The following is an 18,289-nucleotide window of genomic DNA, read 5'->3' as shown; positions in this document are numbered from 1 at the left end:
AGAAAGTCAAATTGCTGAAACGGGTAAAAGCTAAGCGGCTTTTGCCCGTTTCATTTTATACATCGCTCGGTCAGACTTAATGATGGCATTATCGAGGTCATCGATAGTGCCACTTTGCACACCATAACTATACGCCACCTCAGTAGGGGCCAATACTTTATCCAGCGTAGCGATAAACATCTGAGCACGGCCAGGCTTCACTATCGCTAGAAATTCATCACCACCAAGACGCACGCCTAACTCTTGTTCTTGCATACAAACTTCCAGCGCATGAGCGAACTGAATAATATATCTATCACCCGCTGAGTGGCCGTAGCCATCATTAACTTGTTTAAGCCCATCAAGGTCAAAGTAGATCAACTCAAAGCTATTTAAGGTGATTTCTGACAGCTTGCGTCGATTAAACAGACCAGTAAGTTCATCTTTCTGGCTAGCCAATTTGAGTCGATAAGCAATTTGGGTAAGCCCAATTGAGATCAGTAAGTAGCCCACTGGGAGTAGACCATCTTCTAGCAGTAACTCTATGTACTCAGAATTTTCAAATAACTCATCCACTAAGTCGGATTCGGTAATCGTATCAAATAGTTTGGATATGATTAGAAAAGTGAGGCCAATCCGAATGGTTATGTTTTCAAAATTGATATCACGAACCGTAATCAAGATCGAGACCAATACCACAACCGATAGCCCCTCAAGGAAGATATCGCTTTGAGACTCGATAGCCAACTCGTCACTGTAATAAGTCACAAGCAGGGTGAGGGAGAAGAGTAGACCGAGGATCCTCAGTGATTGGGTATGGAGTAGATTCACTTCTTAAATACAGTCATTGAATAATGAACAAATAATATAAAAATTGAACCAAGATCAATGTGAGACAGAGCACTAATGGTTTTTTAAACAGCTAAACAACTATCTTCATATCGTGAGTTATCGAGGGAAGTGCGAGGCATCTCTCAGAGGAACGGAAACGAGTCGGGTTAAACTGAGAACTTATTAGGCTTCGCTCGAACTTCTCGAGCGCTTCATTTCATACATGGCTTTATCTGAAGCACTAAGTGCGTTATCAAGATTCTCTAACGTGGTACTTATGGTGCCATAGCTGTATTTAACGTCAGTTCCGGAGAGAAGTTTATCAAGATGCTGGAGAAAATCTTCAGTTCGATTGAGCTCTAAAATGGTCACAAACTCATCACCTCCGACTCTAATTGCCAGCTCCTGTTCATTTACACAGTAATCAAGCGTGTGGGCAAAATGGGTTATGTATCGATCACCAGCTTTATGACCTTGCTTGTCATTAATCACTTTTAAGCCGTCCAAATCAAAGTAAATGATCTCAAAAGCTTCTAGCTCAATTTCTGCAAGCTTTCTTCGGTTATACAACCCAGTCATTTCATCCTTGAAACTGGTGTGCTTAAGACGAAAAGCGATCTGACTGATACCAACAGCAACCAACAAGTAGCTCACTTGTAGCGTACCATCTTCCAGAAGGCTATCAACAAGTGCGTGACGACTAAAAAACTCATCAACGGGCTCAATTTCGGTGAGGACGTCGTAGATCTTGGATACAAACATCAAATAAAACCCGTAGCGGATTTTCGGTGTATCTAGCAAAAAATCTTTGATGATGAGATAAATGTAGGTGAGAACGGCAATCGTCGAAGTCTCAAACAACAAGTCAGTCTTAGAGCTGATATAAAAAGCTTCACTATAAATGGCTAGAACAATTCCAAGTAAAGCGATTAATGCTGGTAGCCTAAGTGCTTGGGTATTTAACCACGTCAAAACATTCTCCGATCGGTTGTTCGTAAAAAGTATAGACCTATCAGAGCGCTACGTCAGATAGAAAAAGAGCGGCATGTCTGCCGCTCAATGTAAAACTACATATTTACTTTGAGCTTCTGATAATACTCTTCGTAAATAGAAGCAGCTTCGCCTACCTCGTCTTGCCACTCACCTGAATCCATCACCTCTTGAGGAGGGAAGATATTTGGATCGTTAACAAACTCTTTTGGCAACAAAGGGTAAGCCGCTTTTACTGGAGTAGGGTAACCAATCTCCATTGCTATTTTAGCTGCATTTTCTGGACGAGTAAGGAAGTCGATCATCTTATGCGCAGCTTCTACGTTTTTTGCACCCGCTGGGATAGCAAGACTGTCCATCCAGAAGATTGTGCCTTTTTCCGGCCAAACGATCTCAATTGATGCACCTTCTTCACGAGCCATATACGCAGAGCCGTTCCAAAGCATACCAATCGAAGTTTCACCAGCTAGATAAGGGTTTGCAGGAAAATCTGAATTGAATACCAATACATTAGGCATTAACTTACGCAGCTCTTCGTAAGCCGCCTTGATCTCATCTGGATTGGTAGTGTTTGCTGAATAACCTAGCTTAGTTAGGGCGATGTGGAAGACTTCTCGAGAGTCGTCCATCATCATCAACTGACCAACCCACTTACTGTCCCAAAGGTCTGCCCATTTTTTCACTGAACCTTTGTCCAACATATCGGTATTGATACCGATGCCGGTGGCACCCCAAATGTATGGGATAGAGTAGTCGTTACTCGGATCAAATGGTTTGTTTAGGTAATTGCTGTCTAGATCGTCAAAGTGCTCGAGCTTAGATTTATCAAGTTTTTGCAACATACCTTCTTTACGCATTTTCGACACGAAGTAGGTTGAAGGTACCACTAGATCGTAACCTTCTCCTTGAGTCTTTAACTTGGCATACATGCTCTCGTTTGACTCATAGGTAGAGTAGATAACTTTAATCCCCGTCTCTTCGGTAAAATCTTCGAGAACTTCACCAGGAATATACTCAGACCAGTTATAAAAATAGAGCTCTTGATCGGCAGAAACTGCTTGAGCAGAGTAAAGGGTTGAGAGGCTAAGAATTCCAGCAAACAGCTTTGAGAAGTTATTCATAGGTCGCCATTACCTGATTAGTGGGAAAGCCGAGGTAACTAACCGTAGTTAGTTTTGAATTATATGGGGCTTTCCGTGAATTTGAGCGACAAATTATACGGGAAAAGTATGAGGTGAAAAAGTAGTGAAGGGAAGATATTGATTCGTTTGATGAATAAAAAAACGGCTCACAATGAGCCGTTTCAAAAACTGATTATTGTCCAGCTTTAAGTTTTAAGAAGTATTCTTCGTACTTGAACGTTTTATCGCCTACAGCGTCTTGCCACTCAACATTTTCAAGGTCTTGCTGTGATGGGAAAAGCGGAGCAACATCACTAAACTTATCGTTAGACTCTTTCACAGCCGTCAAGTAGCCCGCACTTTGAGAGATCTTTTCCGCAATTTCTGGACGCAATAGGAAATCGATCATTTTATGGGCTGCGTCTACATTGGTTGCATTTGAGGTGATCGCAAAATTGTCGACCCAACCAATCCCACCTTCTTTAGGGAACACTAGCTCAAGTGGTAAGCCTTCGGCTTGAGCCGCTGCTGCGGAGCCATTCCAAAGCATACCAAGGCCAACTTCTCCTGACATATATGGGGCCGCTGGGTTGTCTGAGTTAAATACCAAAACGTTAGGCATCAGCTTTTGCAGTTCTGCATAGGCTTGGTCGATTTCCTCATCCTTCACTGAGTTTCCTGAATAACCCAACTTGCGCAGTGCGATATGAAACACTTCGCGTGTATCGTCCATTAGCATCAGTTGACCTTCAAACTCAGGCCTCCACAAATCTGCCCAGCTGGTAAATTCTGCTGGATCATAAAGGTCGGTATTTACTGCCAATCCTGTAATGGCTACGACATGTGGAATAGAGTAGTCGTTATTTGGGTCGTAAGGTTTATCTAGATAGTTTGGATCTAACTTGTCAAAGTTCGAGAGCTTGCTCTTATCAATCTTTTGCAACATGCCTTCATCACGCATCTTAGCGACAAAGTATGTTGAAGGCACAACTAGGTCATAGCCTTGGTTATGTGTCTTGAGCTTTGCATAGAGGGTTTCATTCGACTCATAAGTTGAGTAAATCACCTTAATGCCCGTCTCTTTAGTGAACTGCTGCAAAATTTCACTTGAGACGTAAGGCCCCCAGTTCATAAACACCAATTCTTTATCTTTTTCGCTTGCTGTTACTGTGTTCGCCAGCAAAGACAGCATGCAGGCACTACCAGTGAGTAAAGTAGACCAAATTTTCATGTACGTTAACTCCAAAAATGTACGTAAATGATAAAAAAGCAGCACTGCATATCACAGTGCTGCGTAACAATAGGGTGGTTTGATGACCCTATTTGATTTTCTCTCGTGCTAGAAGCTGAGAGATAACAACCAGAATTAGAGATACGATCAGCATTACGGTTGCGAGGGCATTTACTTCAGGAGAGATGCCCACTTTAACCATAGAGTAGATCTTAAGTGGTAAAATCTCATAAGTCGGCCCAGTCACGAACGAGCTTATGATCACATCGTCTAATGACAGGGTGAAACTTAGTAGCCAACTAGCAGCCACTGCGGGCTTTGCTAGAGGCAGGATGATTTGTTTTAGGATCGTCCACTCTCCAGCACCTAGGTCTTTTGCCGCTTCAAGCATCTTTACGTCAAAGCCGTTAAGTCGGCTATATACTGTCACCACAACGAATGGCAAACAGAATGTGATGTGAGCGAAAAACAGCGTGATAAAACCCAGTTGGAAACCCGCCACCAAAAACAGAGCCAACAAAGAAATTGCCATCACGATGTCAGGCGACATCATGACAACAAACAGTAGGCCGTTGACCACGCCTTTGCCTTTAAAACGATAGCGAAACAGCGCCACCGCTGTAAGGCTACCGATGATAGTTGCTGCTGTGGCTGAAAACACCGCTACTGTTAGCGAGTGCCATGCTGCTTGCATCAAACTATCGTTATTGACTAAGGCTTCGTACCACTTGAAGGTAAATCCACCCCATTTCATACCAAATTTATTGGCATTAAAGGAGTTGGCGATCAATACGATAATAGGCAGGTAAAGAAATAGGTAAACCAAGCCCATAAATCCAAATTTAGTAGACTTACCCATTACTCCAGCTCCACTTTTTTATTTAGTAACTTGCCTGCTCTGTAGTAGGCATACAGCATGACAGCCATTGCAACGGTGAGTGCGATACTGGTTGCCGCACCAAACGGCCAATCACGCGCATTGAGCACTTGGCTTTTGATCACATTACCAATTAGCAAGTTCTTAGCTCCACCCAGCAAGTCTGAAATGTAGAACATCCCCAATGCAGGAAGTAGAACAAGCAAACAACCACCGATGATGCCAGGTGCCGTTAAAGGCAGTATCACCTTAGTGAACGTTTGAAGTTTGTTTGCTCCAAGATCTTTCGCCGCTTCAATATAGGTGCCATCGAGCTTTTCGATTGCAGAGTACAACGGCAAAATCATGAATGGCAACAAGATATAAACCAGACCAATCATCACAGCTGACTCGGTGTACATAATGCGAATAGGGCGCTCAATAATTTCGAGCGCCATTAAGCTCTTATTCAAGATCCCTTGCGTACCCAATACAATTTTTAGTCCGTAGGTGCGGATAAGTGAGTTAGTCCAAAAAGGTACAATCACTAAAAACAGCATAAACGGACGCCATTTTTCAGGCATTTTTGCCACGATATAAGCAAATGGATAACCAACGACCAGACAAATCGCGGTGGCTATCAACGCCATGTAAAATGAGTGCCACAATACTTTGAAGTAGAGTGGATCTGCCAAGCGTGCGTAGTTATCGAGAGTGAAGGTCATCTCTATAAGATTGGCTTCATCTCTGGTAAGGAAACTAGTTCCTATGATCATCAAGTTAGGCAGTAAAACAAAAATCACTAACCAACTTACGATCAAGCCAACGATGGCATTTTGTAGATTAAGCTTCTTCATCAGCCAGCACCACTTCCCAGCTTTCTACCCATGTTACAGCCACTTTTTGGCCGAGAGAGTGGTCTACGTCAGGGTCGTCTTCGTTGAAGAACTCGCTGACCATGACACGCATGCCAGAGTCTAGCTCGACCACAGAATCGAGCGTCATACCCTTATAGGTACGCTCAACGACATGGCCCACAATGCCTTTCTCTTCTGACTCTTTGATCTCTTCAAGACGCAGATCTTCCGGACGAAGCAGAACTTGTAGCTTGTCATTGGGCATGACTGGTTGGTCATAATAGACGACTGACTCAACACCTTCGATATTGGCTTTAATACGCTTGTCATCCAGCCGCTCAATAGCTTCTGTGTTGAACACGTTGATCTCGCCAATAAAGCGAGCAACAAACAAGTTCTTTGGTTCTTCGTAAATTTCACGCGGCGTACCATCTTGTTCGATCTGACCGTCTCGCATAACGATGATGCGATCTGACATCGATAGCGCTTCTTCTTGATCGTGGGTAACAAAGATAAAGGTAATACCCAACTGACGCTGAAGCTGCTTAAGTTCGATCTGCATCTGCTTACGTAGCTTATAATCAAGCGCCGACAAGGACTCATCGAGCAGTAATACTTTAGGCTTGTTAACCACTGCGCGAGCAATCGCTACACGCTGCTGCTGGCCGCCAGATAGTTGATGCGGTTTACGCTGCGCCATATGATCTAGACGTACCATCTTCAGCGCTTCAATAACACGTGGCTCAATCTCTGCCGATGGGACTTTTTGCATCTTTAAGCCAAAAGCCACGTTGTCGAACACTGTCATATGAGGGAACAGAGCGTAACTCTGGAATACCGTGTTGACGTGGCGTTGTTCCGCAGGGGTGTCAGTAACATCCTGACCATCAATTTGTATGCTGCCTGAATCTGCGCTTTCAAATCCTGCAATCATGCGTAATACGGTGGTTTTACCACACCCCGACGGACCTAAAATCGTAAGAAACTCACCGTGGTTTACGTTAAGCTCTAGGTTGCCAATAATCTGCTTGCCGTCAAAGCTCTTATCGATTGATGAAAGCTCTACTACATGTGATGGTCTGTTCAATGTCTTTATCTCTCCCGTTAGCGAGTTAAACCAAGTCGCACAGAGTGGTCGTAAGGGCACGCATCATAAATCCGTATTCTTTGTTCTCAAAGCGTTTTATTACTTTGAAACAGATTTTTTTTAGGCGCTAAAATGGTACACATCTACCATACTTGAAGAAGAATAGATTCAAGGCTGCATTAGTACAATTATTCGCCAAAATTGCAGTAAAAAAAAGTGCTTATTACAAGTTAGGATATGGTGAGGAGTGCGACTTGCCTTATAATGACGGCCAATTTTACACATGTGCTCGGCACTTGCCGTTCATGGAATTGATATGAAAAACCACGAAATAGAGAAAGACTTTAATTTAGGCGGCAGCCTCGAGACAGCTTTATCCGGTAAGTACGAACTATCGGTTGCGTCCGTTATTCAAGAGGCTTGGAAATTTACTATCCGCCATTTTCTTAATTTCTCTCCAGCTATCCTGACTCTAGTAGCAATCCAAGTAGCAATTTTCTATGTTGCCCTCGATCTTCAGTACGGCGACGCAAAAATACTTTTAGATATAGTGAAAGACCCTTCTCTGATTGATGACCGTTTTGTTCAATCGATATTTGTTGCCAACTTCAGTTACGAAGTAATTGGAGCACCTTTATATGCTGGCATCAGCTTGATGGCCATGAGTCACGCTGCAGGGCTTAAGACCAAAGTGCGCCACATAACAAAAGGCCTACAATTTACCGTACCAGTGATCCTTGCCACTCTGTTTAGCATGCTGCTTCAAGGAATAGCGAGTGTATTGTTACCGTTTGTTTCCTTTTACTTAACCTTGGCCTTTAGCCATTCTATTTTGCTTATTTGTGAAAAAAGAGTGCCACCGATGCAGTCATTACTTATTTCACTAAGAGCGGTGAACAAAAAGCTCATCCCAATCGCAGGCATCTATACCATCTTGGGTTTGATGTTTGTTGTGGCAATGTTGATGTCCGGGCTTGGCTTGATATTTGTAGTACCTTTCTATTTCCATGTGAAAGGGGTGCTCTACCGCAATATGTTTGGTATCCGTCTAAAAATTGTTGCCAGCGACGTACCAAGCTCTTCCACACCTCCGAGCAATCATCCAGGGACATTTGATGCTTAAAAACAAGAAATGGATATTTGCCGCTATTGCTTCAATAGCGGCTTTTGTTTTGTTCATCGAGCGCGATAACAATGAAAATAGTGACATACCAAAAGAACTAATGGCCGCTCTAGCGGCCCCTAAACCTGACTTTTCTACCATCACTGACGTAAAACAAAAGAAACAAGCGTTCTTTGACTATCTCAAGCCTAAAGTCGCCCTAGAAAACTATCGAGTGACCAAAGAACGCAGTGCAGTGGAAAAGATGAGACTGGCCCTTGATGATGGAGAAGCTATCACCTCGTCGCAGCTAAGTTATGCAAAAAGGTTAGCAAAGTTATACAGCCTTCCCGTCACTGATACTATTGATAGCACATGGCTTGATAGTGCACTCAATCGTATTAATGTCATTCCCCCTGCTATGGTGTTGGCGCAAGCTGCAAATGAATCGGCATGGGGAACATCACGCTTTGCTACTGAAGCAAATAACTTTTTTGGTCAGTGGTGTTATCGTAAGGGGTGTGGTTTAGTTCCATTACAACGTAACGAAGGAGCCACTCATGAAGTGGCAAAATTTGACTCGGTACAACAATCGGTGCACGCATACTTTATGAATATCAACCGAAATACCGCTTACAAAGCACTCCGAGTAAAACGCCACGAGTTAGCCAGTGTAGACAGTGACTTATTGTCCTTGCAAAGTGCAACCACTTTGATCGGTGAGTTGGGCGCTTATTCTGAGCGTGGTCAAGACTACATCACTGAGCTTAGAGCAATGGTTAATCACAACAAACAATACTTACAATAGAATGGATGCTAGAGGATGAAGAAGTACTCTGCGATTGCAGCCCTTATTACCGGTTTACTGGTCTCAACACCAACAACAGCCCAAGAATATATGTTCACTTATTCTAAGCTGTTTTCACAAATTAAGAACAATGCAAAAGAAGGGCACCAAGACGTTAAAGTTGGGATCTTCTTTGTTGATGCACAAAATAAAGGCTTATGTCGCCTTGAAAAAGCTTGGATGGAAAAAGAAGAGCACTACGAAGAATTTGATGTGTCTGGGTACGAGTTAAAGGTTCCACTGGACAATAATCTACGCTCCGCAAATCCATTGGTGTTTGTTCAAACAGAAAGAGATAAACGTTGCGATTACTCATTGGTCGTAATGGCTAAAGAGCCACTATCGGGTAAAGTGGATTACGCCCAGATGGCACCACTCCTACCTCAGATGCAGGTCATGCTTGAAGACCTTGGCGGTATGTTTGCCAGTTGGTTCACCCCGGATGTCGAAGGTTTAACTCTAGAGTTTGACCCATCGGTAACCGCACCAATTCAAGTATCAAACGGAGATACAATTCCTGTTGAGAATGGTCGCGCTTACTTGAATTTAGCCAATTTGAAGGAAGGTGATTCAGTGGTTTTACCAGGGACTACGACCCGAATTCTGCCGTATTTACCTGGCGCTAAGTAGAAAAAAAGGTCGCTATATAGCGACCTTTTTTAATATATTCAGCAAATTAAATGTTAGTGACATTCAGCTGCATGCTTGGATCAAACTCAACCACATCATCGCTATCTGGTGCCACTACGGGGATCTCTTCTTTATCGAAACCGATATCACCGCCGTTGATCACACCTGAATCACGATTGATGCTCTTAAAGTCAAACAGTTCAAAGTCAGCAAGGTGGCTTGGTACCACATTTTGCATAGCGCGGAACATAGTTTCAATACGACCCGGGAACTGCTTGTCCCAGCCATTGAGCATTTGCTTAATCGCCTGACGCTGAAGGTTCGGCTGAGAGCCACACAAGTTACATGGAATGATTGGATACTCACGCATGTCTGCATACTTGATGATGTCTTTTTCACGGCAGTAAGCCAATGGACGAATAACAACATGCTCGCCATTGTCAGAAACCAGTTTTGGTGGCATTCCCTTGATCTTACCACCATAGAACATGTTCAAGAACAGCGTCTCGATAATATCATCACGGTGGTGACCTAGCGCAATCTTAGTCACACCTAGCTCTTTAGCTGTGCGGTACAAAATACCACGACGCAAGCGTGAACATAGCGAACAAGTTGTTTTACCTTCAGGGATCTTGTCTTGAACGATAGAGTAGGTATCTTCTTCAACAATCTTGTACTCAACGCCTAACTCTTCTAGATACTCCGGCAAAATGTGAGCAGGGAAACCAGGTTGTTTTTGGTCTAGGTTGACTGCGATAAGTTCAAAGTTGACTGGAGCACTTTTTTGTAAGCTCATCAAAATATCAAGCATAGTAAAGCTATCTTTGCCACCCGACAGGCACACCATGATTCGATCGCCATCTTCAATCATGTTGAAATCAGCAATCGCTTGGCCTGTATGGCGACGAATACGCTTTTGTAGCTTATTAAAATTATACTGTTGAGCTTTGGTACGTTGTTCAGTTTGCTCTGTCATAACTCTTCACTAGTAACCCTTAGGAATTCGAAGTGCGTATGATACGGATATATCTGACGAACGCTAGTCCCAAAATGAAAAAAGGCAAGGGGTTAACCTTGCCTTTGATGAGTAACTTATCAATTGACTACTGGATAGGGTCTAGCGGACTGACAAACCCCTCGGGCTTAAGTGCAAGAACGTCACAGTTGATTTTGTCTATCACGTGCTCAGCAGTATTGCCAATAAACACTGCAGATAGCCCAGTTCGCCCCGTTGTACCTAAGATGACTAAACCGACATCTAACTCGTCGACCAATTTTGGAATAACATCTTCCGGCAAGCCCTGTTCAGTGCGAGTGTTGTCTTGATCTAGACTGTGCTTTTGCCTCAACGCCTTCATCGCTGTCAAATGGTGACCGCGCACCGCATCGGTATAACTTGCCGGATCAAATTCAGGGAGCTCAATAGTGATGTTGGCGGGGGTAACTGGATACGCATTAACTAAGATCGGATTAGCATTCAAACGGCCGCAGATATCTTGGAGTTGCTCAACCATTCGATCATTAAGTCCAAGATGAGTCGGATTTTCTGAACCGACATGTACCGATGCCATAATATTACCATTGACTGGCCAATCATGGTTTTTCACCAGTAATACAGCACATGGGCACTTTCGGAGTAAGTGCCAATCGGTAGGGGTGAAAATAACGGATTCAAGTACATCATGCTTGCGAGTTGCTTTAACCACAATCTCGTGTTTTTCAGCGAAGACTTCAGCAATCACCGCTTCATAAGGGCGATTGTGCCAAACGACTTTGACATCGATATTAGCGCCTTGCTCCAAATAAGGTGCTGCAACTTCTTTCATCCACAGCTCTCTCTGTCGAACAACGCCTTTACGCATCGCATCTCGCTCATCGACAGATAACATCGACGTCATTTCGTAGGAAAAGTCGTAGATGGACAAAAAGAAGGTTATTTTACTTTCTGAGCGACTACTCTCGCTTAACTGAATAGCTCGGGCAAGTGCAGGCTGTTTTTCACTATTAATGTCCGCAACAACAAGAATTCGATTGTAGATACTCATATCCAGCTCCTTACAAACCAATGGGTTAGGGGATACCTCATTAATAACTGTAGCGTATTGGAGACTTTAAGATGAGAAAAATCGGAAGAAATAAGGGAGAAGTATGAAGTGGCGCATTTCTACGCCACTGCAATAAGGAATTTTAGCCTTTACTTACGCCAGCTAAATCTTGAAGCGCATCATGATCAATAATCGTGATGTACTTACCTTTTACACTCAGAATGTCAGACTTCTGGAAACGACCTAACAGGCGGCTAATGGTTTCTACGGTCAGACCTAAGTAGTTACCGATATCGCCACGAGTCATGGTTAAACGAAACTCACGAGGGCTAAAACCGCGTTGAGAGAAACGAGTAGAAAGGTTGTACAAGAATGCTGCTAGACGCTCTTCGGCGTTTTTCTTCGAAAGCAACAAAATCATTTCCTGATCGCCTTTAATTTCATTACTCATAAGACGCATGATTTGCTGACGAAGCTTAGGCATTTTGCCTGAAAGGTCATCAAGGATCTCGTACGGGATCTCACATACCATGGATGTCTCAAGCGCCTGAGCAAAACTTGGATGTTCACTATCGTTGATAGCATCAAACCCAACCAAATCGCCGGCTAAGTGGAATGCAGTAATTTGCTCATCACCTTGCTCAGTAATGGTGTAACTCTTAATCGTTCCGGAGCGAATAGCATAGAGAGATTTAAGCTCATCCCCAGCTTTAAATAGCTCCTGACCTTTTTGAATAGGTTTCTTACGCTCGATAATCTCATCAAGCTGATCTAGCTCAGACTCATTCAGTGTAAATGGGATACACAGCTGGCTGATGCTGCAATCTTGACAGTGGATTGCACAACCACCAGATTGAATACGCTTCGTTGCAGGTTTATCAGAAATCATAACTTCCAAGCACTAATTTGATATACATCAAGATTTTAACACTTCCTAATACTAAAGGATAGCGAAAAAGTTTCTATATAAAACAAAAGGATATAACGAATTAATAAAAAAGGCCGACTGCATCATAGATCGTATAGAGTCCATAAATCAGTAGCAGGACGGCTCCTATCTGTCTAAACAGCACGGACTGTTGAAGCTTTTGCAGCTTGTTGGCTCCCATTGCTACCAACAATAGCGATGGTAACGTCCCGAGCCCAAAAGCAACCATTATCAAACCACCATTGAGGGCACTACCAGATACGGCTGACCAAGTAAGCGTTGAGTAGACTAAGCCACAAGGTAGCCACCCCCAGATGAATCCGAATGGAATTGCATGGAGTGGGCTTTTAAGCGGCAAAAGCTTCTTTCCCGCTGGAGATATTTTTGTCCAAACGTGCTGACCAAGTTTCTCAATCGCAAGCAGGCCATGCCACCAACGACCAATATAAAGTGCTAGCAGGATCATGAATATACCAGCGACTAATCTAAGGAGAGCAAGTGTTGAATTTACATTGGCCAACTGGGCCAATGATGACATTGCCCCGCCAATCACAGCACCCGCGACAAAATAAGCGAGAATGCGACCCAAATTGTAGCCAATAGTTACTGCAAAAGTTGAACGTGCTGAAGGGTTGCCCATCGATACGGCGGAGGCAATTCCCCCGCACATTCCTAAACAATGGCCTGCACCCAACATTCCGACCAAAAAGGCCCCAAGCCAATCAATGTTCATTAATGGGCTCACGAACGATCAGAGGACTGGGATTTGGCCGATGAGGATTTCTTTTCATCTTCATCAAAAAGAATGTTGTGGCCTTGCCTTTCTAGATCTTCAAACTGCTCACTTTTTACTGCCCACAAAAAAATAGCGACTGCGACACAGACGAGAGCAATAGCGATTGGGATTAAGATATACAGACTAGCCATTTTCTTTTAGCAACCTAAGAGAGTTTGATACGACAATAATGGAGCTCGCAGACATCCCGACAACGGCAATGTAAGGTGCGACTAGACCCATCACTGCAAGAGGGAGAATCAGTAGGTTATATCCTAACGACCAAGCCAAGTTTTCTCGAATTATTTTGCGAGTTTTGAGGGCTAGGTGCCTTGCTGTAATGATTCTGTCTAACTTATCGCCAAGCAACACCATATCTGCGGAAGCCTTTGCCACGTCTGTGCCTCCACCCATAGCCACCGAAAGGTGAGCGCCTGCGAGTGTCGGTGCGTCGTTGATGCCGTCACCAATCATCAATGTCACATGATCATCGTCAAGTGACTTAAGATAGTTCAACTTCTCTTCTGGCGTGGCACTCGCAACAACGTTTTCAATCCCAACCTGTTTCGCTACAGGCATCGCATTTTGTTTAGAGTCTCCAGTCAAAAGGGTCGTTTGAATACCAGCTGCTGCAAGTTCGTCTATCAGCGCTTTACTTTCTTCACGAATAGGGTCTTGGTAGTAAAAGCTAGCCACCAATTTATTATCAATGGAAAGGTAAACAGCAGGTGCATCATCTGAACTTGGCTCGTCAAGCACATAAGCTGAGCTCCCAAGTTTTACCGCTTTGCCTTGATAAGTTGCTGCAATACCAAAGCCAATCTTATTCGTCACATCAGTCGCTGTGACATCCTCAGCTAAATATGGACGAAATGCTTTAGCAATAGGGTGGTTAGCGTGTTGCTCAATCGAAGCGGCAATCGCCAAACACTCAGATTCAGACAAATGTGAATGCGTCACGACCTTATTGATCTCTATATCACCTTCGGTCAACGTACCTGTCTTATCTACAACTAGGTGATTGACCTTGCACAAAGTCTCGAAAACGTGTCCTTTTCTCAACAAAATACCGAGATTACCCAGACGCGACGTAGCACACGTAATTGCCGTTGGAGTAGCCAAGGATAAAGCACAAGGACAAGTTGCAACTAATACCGCAAGCATAATCCAAAAGGCATCTTCCGGACGAGTTTCATGCCAATAGAACCAAGTAAATGCCGCAATACACAATATGGCAGCAACGAAGTAGCGTGCCACGACATCAGCGATTTCCGCAATCTTTGGCTTGGATGTTTGAGCTTCATCTTGTAAGCGAACGATATGAGAGATCATCGAGTCTGCTTTGGTGGTTGTCACCTCAAGTTCGAATGCTTCATCTCCATTCAATGTTCCAGCAAAAACGGGATCTTTTTCAACTTTAACTACAGGTACCGACTCACCTGTAAGCATTGACTCGTCGATATGGACTCTACCTTGGTATATCACACCATCAGCAGGAATGTGCTCGCCAGGTAATACTCGAACCACGTCTCCTATCGAGAGTGATTTTACTGGCACTTGGCTACCATCCACTTTGGTTGCCATTGCTGGAATCAGTTTTAATAAGTTGGCGCTTGCAGCTGCCGCTTGGCGTCTTGCGCGCATTTCCAGAAAACGACCAAGTAGCAGGAAGAAAGTGAACATCGAGATTGACTCGAAAAACACTTCTCCATTTTCATTGATGGTGGCCATTAAGCTGGCGACATAAGCAAAAATCAAAGCGATAGAGACAGGCACATCCATGCCCAAAGTTCTTCCTTTTATGCTCCTCCAAGCGTTAAGGTAGAAAGGCAATGCAGAATAGAGCAGAACTGGAGTAGCAAAAATTAAGCTAACGACCCTAAAGTATTGTTTGAATTCTGCATCAAGATCGCCAAACACTTCTAGGTAGAGTGCGACCGCAAGCATCATCACTTGCATGGTCGCTAGCCCAGCAATCCCCAAGCGGTAGAGGTATTGCTTCATTTGACGATGATAAGAAGCTTCTTGGTTGTCAGCTTCAAATGGAGCCGCTTTGTATCCTAAATGGTGTATCTTTGCTAATAGCTCACTGAGTTTGGCTTTAGAGTTATCCCAGCTAAGTAAAGCGCGGTTGGTGGTCGTATTCACTCGAATACTCAGAACCCCCTCTGTGCCGCTAACTTGTTTTTCAATCAACCACGCACAAGCTGCACAGGAGACACCATCAAGTGACAATGTCACCTCTGACTGATGTTCACTTTTACGTACAAACTCGTTTTGCACGTCTTCATTGTCATAGTGGATTAGGTTTCTAAGTTGTTCTGGCACAAGATCAGCACGCTCTGCAGGTGCCGTCCGATACTGGTAATAAGAAACCAAGCCGCTGTCGACGATTGTCTGTGCAACGGATTCACAACCCGGGCAGCACATTTCTCGATCTTGTCCAAGAATCTCAACAACGTAATTCGTGTCGGCTGGGACATCCTCACCACAGTGGTAACACGCTTTACTCATAACTTACTTCATCAAAGGAATAAAATCGGAAGCAGGGAACGTCACCTTGCCTTGAATTAGCCACTCTTTATTGTGAGGTTCAATCTCGACAAACCAAGGACCGGAAATAGGGGCATCTAATAAGATAGTGTAGCGACCGGAAGCATTAGCAGTGACAACTTGTTGAAAATCTCTATCGGCTAACGTGCGATGAGTAAATGTTACGATAAGTGCAGGGAAGTGCTCTAACGAACCTTTATCAAAACTGACAAAGGCATTGTTGTCCTGAGAGCGGATCTTAGCATCTAATCCAAGGTCTTTTGCGACATTAATACGGGATAAATCAATGTTGATCCCTTTACCTTTTTTATAGTAATCCTCGGCTACAAGTGACACCGAGTTCTTTGTAAAAATTCCCAAAGTTACAAAGCTCGCAACAACTACCGTCGCTGGAAGAGCGATCAAGAACCAGGGCCAAAATTGTTTATACCAAGGCTTTACCATAGAAAAAATCTCAACTGCAAAATATAGATTTAAAGATAACAATTAAAGTAACTATATGCTTGTTTTTGTTAATAGAGTTTACCCAATTCTTTGTAAGAAATTTTGTAACTCGTTAAGCGATATGCCTTAAGCACAAAGACTTTAACAACAAGCTTTCTACGCTACGATCGAGCGCACATTTACGAAGATTAATATAAGAAAAGACAGCCCCTTGAGTAAGGGGCTGTAAGGACTTTATTTGTCTGTATTGCTTAGCGCCCAGACGTAGGCAGAAACCAGTTGGACTTTATCTTCACCAAGAATATCTTTCCAAGCTGGCATTACGCCTTGACGACCATTCATTACTGTTTCTGTGATAGCTTCACGCGTATCACCAAACAGCCAGTACTGGTCAGTTAGGTCAGGAGCACCAAAGGCTGGGTTACCCTTACCATCAGTACCGTGACATGCAGCACATGCAGCAAATCGAGCTTTACCAGCTTCTGCTTCACGCGCATTTACCTTACGACCAGATAGGCTAAGAGTGTAAGTAACAACCTCTTTAACCCCTTGCTCACCAAATGCGTCGCCCCATGCTGGCATCGCACCGATACGGCCATGAAGGATGGTATTTACAATCGCTTCAGGCTCACCACCGTACAACCATGCATCATCAGCCAGATTAGGGAAACCAATCTGACCACGAGCATCAGAGCCGTGACACTGAGAACAGTTTTGCAAGAATAGGTTACGACCTACTTTCAAAGCTTCTTCATCTTTAGCAATTTCAGGGATAGAGCGCAGTTCACCATTCGATTGGAAAGCCAACTTTTTGTAGGCTTCACCAAAGTAAGTTTCTGCGTCGTCCAGTTCCATTGCGTATTGGTTGATCAGCTTCTCAGATTGCGCTTTAGCTACCGCATCGCGCGACTGTTGAACACTCTTGACCGTCTGATCTGAACTCGTCCAGCCCAAAAGGCCTTTGTAATTGCCAAGGCCTGGATACAGTGCAAGATAGATTGCGGCAAAGATGAACGTTCCGATGAACAGGTATGTCCACCACTTAGGAAGCGGGCTGTTAAGCTCACGAATACCATCGTATTCGTGGCCCATATCATCACCTTCCTCAACACCCATCTTGTCCTTTACACACCAATATAGGAGTGCTGCACAGCCAAGTAGGGTACCTACGGTAATGATAATGATCCAAAGACTCCAAAAAGTTGTCATTATTTGGTCACTCCTTCTTTATCGTCTTGTTTTGGTAGCTCATCAGCAAACACAAGATTTGCGTCTTCCTCAAAACGAGCTTTGCGGCTTTTTCCATAAGCCCACCAAACAACACCAATGAAGCTAATAAATAGCACTAGGGTCCATATACTGTGTATCGTACCGATATCCATACTTCCCCCTTATTTCATTGCATGACCAAGAGACTGAAGGTAAGCAATGATGGCATCCATCTCTGTTTTCCCTTCAACATCTTTTTGTGCATTTGCAATCTGCTCATCAGTGTACGGTACGCCGTAGTAATCACGGAATACAGTCAGTTTCTGCTGAGTCAACTTGCCATCTAGAACGTTTTCTTCCAACCAAGGGAAGCCCGGCATGTTTGATTCTGGAACCAATTGACGAGGGTCAATTAGGTGAACACGGTGCCACTCATCAGAGTAACGACCACCAACACGCGCCAAATCTGGACCAGTACGCTTAGAGCCCCATAGGAATGGGTGTTCCCAAACATGCTCACCAGCAACAGAGTAGTGACCGTAACGTTCTGTCTCTGCTCGGAAAGGACGGATCATTTGGCTGTGACATACGTTACAACCTTCACGAATATAAATATCGCGACCTTCCATTTCCAAGGCAGTGTATGGACGTAGATTATCTACAGGCTCGTTCGTTTGCTTTTGGAAAATCAGCGGTGTGATTTCTACCAGAGCACCGAGACTGATAGCAAAAACAATCAGAATCGCCAACAAGCCAACATTTTTCTCGACTATCTCGTGACGGTTATTCGAATTTGAACTCATT

Annotated in this window: 20 protein-coding genes; 3 read left to right on the top strand and 17 right to left on the bottom strand. The window is 43.8% G+C overall.

The genetic code is table 11. From position 1 onward, the window contains the following. Positions 1–30: 30 nt before the first annotated feature. From J4N39_RS07080 to potA, 7 genes are all read right to left on the bottom strand, one after another. Entirely contained in the window at positions 31–810 is a 780-nt protein-coding gene (locus tag J4N39_RS07080) for a GGDEF domain-containing protein (RefSeq protein ID WP_252023504.1), read from the bottom strand. A 183-nt stretch (positions 811–993) separates the two neighbouring features. Continuing rightward, positions 994–1,782 (bottom strand): GGDEF domain-containing protein, encoded by a 789-nt coding sequence (locus J4N39_RS07075; protein WP_252023503.1) that lies wholly within the window; start codon positions 1,780–1,782, stop codon positions 994–996. A gap of 95 nt (positions 1,783–1,877) precedes the next feature. After that, positions 1,878–2,921: an extracellular solute-binding protein gene (locus J4N39_RS07070; protein WP_252023502.1), complete on the bottom strand. Its 1,044-nt coding sequence runs from the start codon at positions 2,919–2,921 to the stop codon at positions 1,878–1,880. A gap of 193 nt (positions 2,922–3,114) precedes the next feature. After that, on the bottom strand, positions 3,115–4,152 hold the full coding sequence (locus J4N39_RS07065) for an extracellular solute-binding protein (RefSeq protein WP_252023501.1): 1,038 nt from the start codon (positions 4,150–4,152) through the stop codon (positions 3,115–3,117). A gap of 88 nt (positions 4,153–4,240) precedes the next feature. Continuing rightward, complete coding sequence (gene potC, locus J4N39_RS07060; protein WP_252023500.1) at positions 4,241–5,011, bottom strand: spermidine/putrescine ABC transporter permease PotC; 771 nt, start codon at positions 5,009–5,011, stop codon at positions 4,241–4,243. Beyond that, the gene (gene potB, locus J4N39_RS07055) at positions 5,011–5,868 is read right to left on the bottom strand and encodes a spermidine/putrescine ABC transporter permease PotB (protein WP_252023649.1); all 858 of its coding nucleotides are present in this window, start codon (positions 5,866–5,868) and stop codon (positions 5,011–5,013) included. Before potB ends, potC begins: the two co-directional genes overlap by 1 nt. Then, a complete protein-coding gene (gene potA / locus J4N39_RS07050) occupies positions 5,852–6,952 on the bottom strand; it encodes a spermidine/putrescine ABC transporter ATP-binding protein PotA (RefSeq protein ID WP_252023499.1) in 1,101 nt (366 codons plus the stop codon). The genes potB and potA overlap by 17 nt, the downstream gene beginning before the upstream one ends. A 316-nt stretch (positions 6,953–7,268) precedes the next feature. On the opposite strand from potA, the gene J4N39_RS07045 reads away from it, so the two are divergent. Genes J4N39_RS07045 through J4N39_RS07035 form a run of 3 tightly spaced genes read left to right on the top strand, consistent with a single transcriptional unit; the run spans position 7,269 to position 9,531 of the window. Continuing rightward, the gene (locus J4N39_RS07045) at positions 7,269–8,075 is read left to right on the top strand and encodes a DUF2189 domain-containing protein (RefSeq protein ID WP_252023498.1); all 807 of its coding nucleotides are present in this window, start codon (positions 7,269–7,271) and stop codon (positions 8,073–8,075) included. Next, positions 8,068–8,862 carry a glucosaminidase domain-containing protein gene (locus J4N39_RS07040; RefSeq protein ID WP_252023497.1) on the top strand — a complete coding sequence of 265 codons (795 nt, stop codon included), beginning with the start codon at positions 8,068–8,070 and terminating at the stop codon, positions 8,860–8,862. The genes J4N39_RS07045 and J4N39_RS07040 overlap by 8 nt, the downstream gene beginning before the upstream one ends. A gap of 15 nt (positions 8,863–8,877) precedes the next feature. Then, positions 8,878–9,531: a DUF2987 domain-containing protein gene (locus J4N39_RS07035; protein ID WP_252023495.1), complete on the top strand. Its 654-nt coding sequence runs from the start codon at positions 8,878–8,880 to the stop codon at positions 9,529–9,531. 46 nt (positions 9,532–9,577) lie between these two features. Here the strand turns inward: J4N39_RS07035 and ttcA are convergent, their stop codons facing one another. From ttcA to ccoO, 10 genes are all read right to left on the bottom strand, one after another. Then, positions 9,578–10,507 carry a tRNA 2-thiocytidine(32) synthetase TtcA gene (ttcA, locus tag J4N39_RS07030; RefSeq protein WP_252023493.1) on the bottom strand — a complete coding sequence of 310 codons (930 nt, stop codon included), beginning with the start codon at positions 10,505–10,507 and terminating at the stop codon, positions 9,578–9,580. A gap of 127 nt (positions 10,508–10,634) precedes the next feature. After that, positions 10,635–11,576, bottom strand: a complete 942-nt coding sequence (uspE, locus tag J4N39_RS07025) for a universal stress protein UspE (protein ID WP_252023491.1) — start codon at positions 11,574–11,576, stop codon at positions 10,635–10,637. A 142-nt stretch (positions 11,577–11,718) separates the two neighbouring features. Next, on the bottom strand, positions 11,719–12,465 hold the full coding sequence (gene fnr / locus J4N39_RS07020) for a fumarate/nitrate reduction transcriptional regulator Fnr (RefSeq protein ID WP_252023489.1): 747 nt from the start codon (positions 12,463–12,465) through the stop codon (positions 11,719–11,721). 100 nt (positions 12,466–12,565) lie between these two features. Next, positions 12,566–13,237 (bottom strand): sulfite exporter TauE/SafE family protein, encoded by a 672-nt coding sequence (locus tag J4N39_RS07015; RefSeq protein WP_252023487.1) that lies wholly within the window; start codon positions 13,235–13,237, stop codon positions 12,566–12,568. An 8-nt stretch (positions 13,238–13,245) separates the two neighbouring features. After that, positions 13,246–13,431 (bottom strand): cbb3-type cytochrome oxidase assembly protein CcoS, encoded by a 186-nt coding sequence (ccoS, locus tag J4N39_RS07010; RefSeq protein WP_252023485.1) that lies wholly within the window; start codon positions 13,429–13,431, stop codon positions 13,246–13,248. Then, on the bottom strand, positions 13,424–15,793 hold the full coding sequence (locus J4N39_RS07005; RefSeq protein WP_252023483.1) for a heavy metal translocating P-type ATPase: 2,370 nt from the start codon (positions 15,791–15,793) through the stop codon (positions 13,424–13,426). The genes ccoS and J4N39_RS07005 overlap by 8 nt, the downstream gene beginning before the upstream one ends. A gap of 3 nt (positions 15,794–15,796) precedes the next feature. After that, positions 15,797–16,276, bottom strand: a complete 480-nt coding sequence (locus tag J4N39_RS07000; protein WP_252023481.1) for a FixH family protein — start codon at positions 16,274–16,276, stop codon at positions 15,797–15,799. A gap of 234 nt (positions 16,277–16,510) precedes the next feature. After that, entirely contained in the window at positions 16,511–17,485 is a 975-nt protein-coding gene (ccoP, locus tag J4N39_RS06995; protein WP_252023478.1) for a cytochrome-c oxidase, cbb3-type subunit III, read from the bottom strand. After that, complete coding sequence (locus J4N39_RS06990) at positions 17,485–17,658, bottom strand: cbb3-type cytochrome oxidase subunit 3 (RefSeq protein ID WP_252023476.1); 174 nt, start codon at positions 17,656–17,658, stop codon at positions 17,485–17,487. Before J4N39_RS06990 ends, ccoP begins: the two co-directional genes overlap by 1 nt. Positions 17,659–17,667: 9 nt before the next feature. Further along, entirely contained in the window at positions 17,668–18,288 is a 621-nt protein-coding gene (gene ccoO / locus J4N39_RS06985) for a cytochrome-c oxidase, cbb3-type subunit II (protein WP_252023474.1), read from the bottom strand. Position 18,289: the final 1 nt, after the last annotated feature.

The organism is Vibrio sp. SCSIO 43136 (genome assembly GCF_023716565.1).
In the GTDB taxonomy this organism is placed as follows: domain Bacteria; phylum Pseudomonadota; class Gammaproteobacteria; order Enterobacterales; family Vibrionaceae; genus Vibrio.
This window is presented reverse-complemented; position numbering and strand designations above follow the sequence as displayed.

What these genes read in the sequence shown, in the direction of transcription:
- J4N39_RS07070 (WP_252023502.1), bottom strand. Translation starts at nt 2,921, where the DNA reads ATGAATAACTTCTCAAAGCTGTTTGCTGGAATTCTTAGCCTCTCAACC.
- J4N39_RS07065 (WP_252023501.1), bottom strand. Translation starts at nt 4,152, where the DNA reads ATGAAAATTTGGTCTACTTTACTCACTGGTAGTGCCTGCATGCTGTCT.
- potC (WP_252023500.1), bottom strand. Translation starts at nt 5,011, where the DNA reads ATGGGTAAGTCTACTAAATTTGGATTTATGGGCTTGGTTTACCTATTT.
- J4N39_RS07045 (WP_252023498.1), top strand. Translation starts at nt 7,269, where the DNA reads ATGAAAAACCACGAAATAGAGAAAGACTTTAATTTAGGCGGCAGCCTC.
- J4N39_RS07040 (WP_252023497.1), top strand. Translation starts at nt 8,068, where the DNA reads ATGCTTAAAAACAAGAAATGGATATTTGCCGCTATTGCTTCAATAGCG.
- J4N39_RS07035 (WP_252023495.1), top strand. Translation starts at nt 8,878, where the DNA reads ATGAAGAAGTACTCTGCGATTGCAGCCCTTATTACCGGTTTACTGGTC.
- ttcA (WP_252023493.1), bottom strand. Translation starts at nt 10,507, where the DNA reads ATGACAGAGCAAACTGAACAACGTACCAAAGCTCAACAGTATAATTTT.
- uspE (WP_252023491.1), bottom strand. Translation starts at nt 11,576, where the DNA reads ATGAGTATCTACAATCGAATTCTTGTTGTTGCGGACATTAATAGTGAA.
- fnr (WP_252023489.1), bottom strand. Translation starts at nt 12,465, where the DNA reads ATGATTTCTGATAAACCTGCAACGAAGCGTATTCAATCTGGTGGTTGT.
- J4N39_RS07015 (WP_252023487.1), bottom strand. Translation starts at nt 13,237, where the DNA reads ATGAACATTGATTGGCTTGGGGCCTTTTTGGTCGGAATGTTGGGTGCA.
- ccoS (WP_252023485.1), bottom strand. Translation starts at nt 13,431, where the DNA reads ATGGCTAGTCTGTATATCTTAATCCCAATCGCTATTGCTCTCGTCTGT.
- J4N39_RS07005 (WP_252023483.1), bottom strand. Translation starts at nt 15,793, where the DNA reads ATGAGTAAAGCGTGTTACCACTGTGGTGAGGATGTCCCAGCCGACACG.
- J4N39_RS07000 (WP_252023481.1), bottom strand. Translation starts at nt 16,276, where the DNA reads ATGGTAAAGCCTTGGTATAAACAATTTTGGCCCTGGTTCTTGATCGCT.
- ccoP (WP_252023478.1), bottom strand. Translation starts at nt 17,485, where the DNA reads ATGACAACTTTTTGGAGTCTTTGGATCATTATCATTACCGTAGGTACC.
- J4N39_RS06990 (WP_252023476.1), bottom strand. Translation starts at nt 17,658, where the DNA reads ATGGATATCGGTACGATACACAGTATATGGACCCTAGTGCTATTTATT.
- ccoO (WP_252023474.1), bottom strand. Translation starts at nt 18,288, where the DNA reads ATGAGTTCAAATTCGAATAACCGTCACGAGATAGTCGAGAAAAATGTT.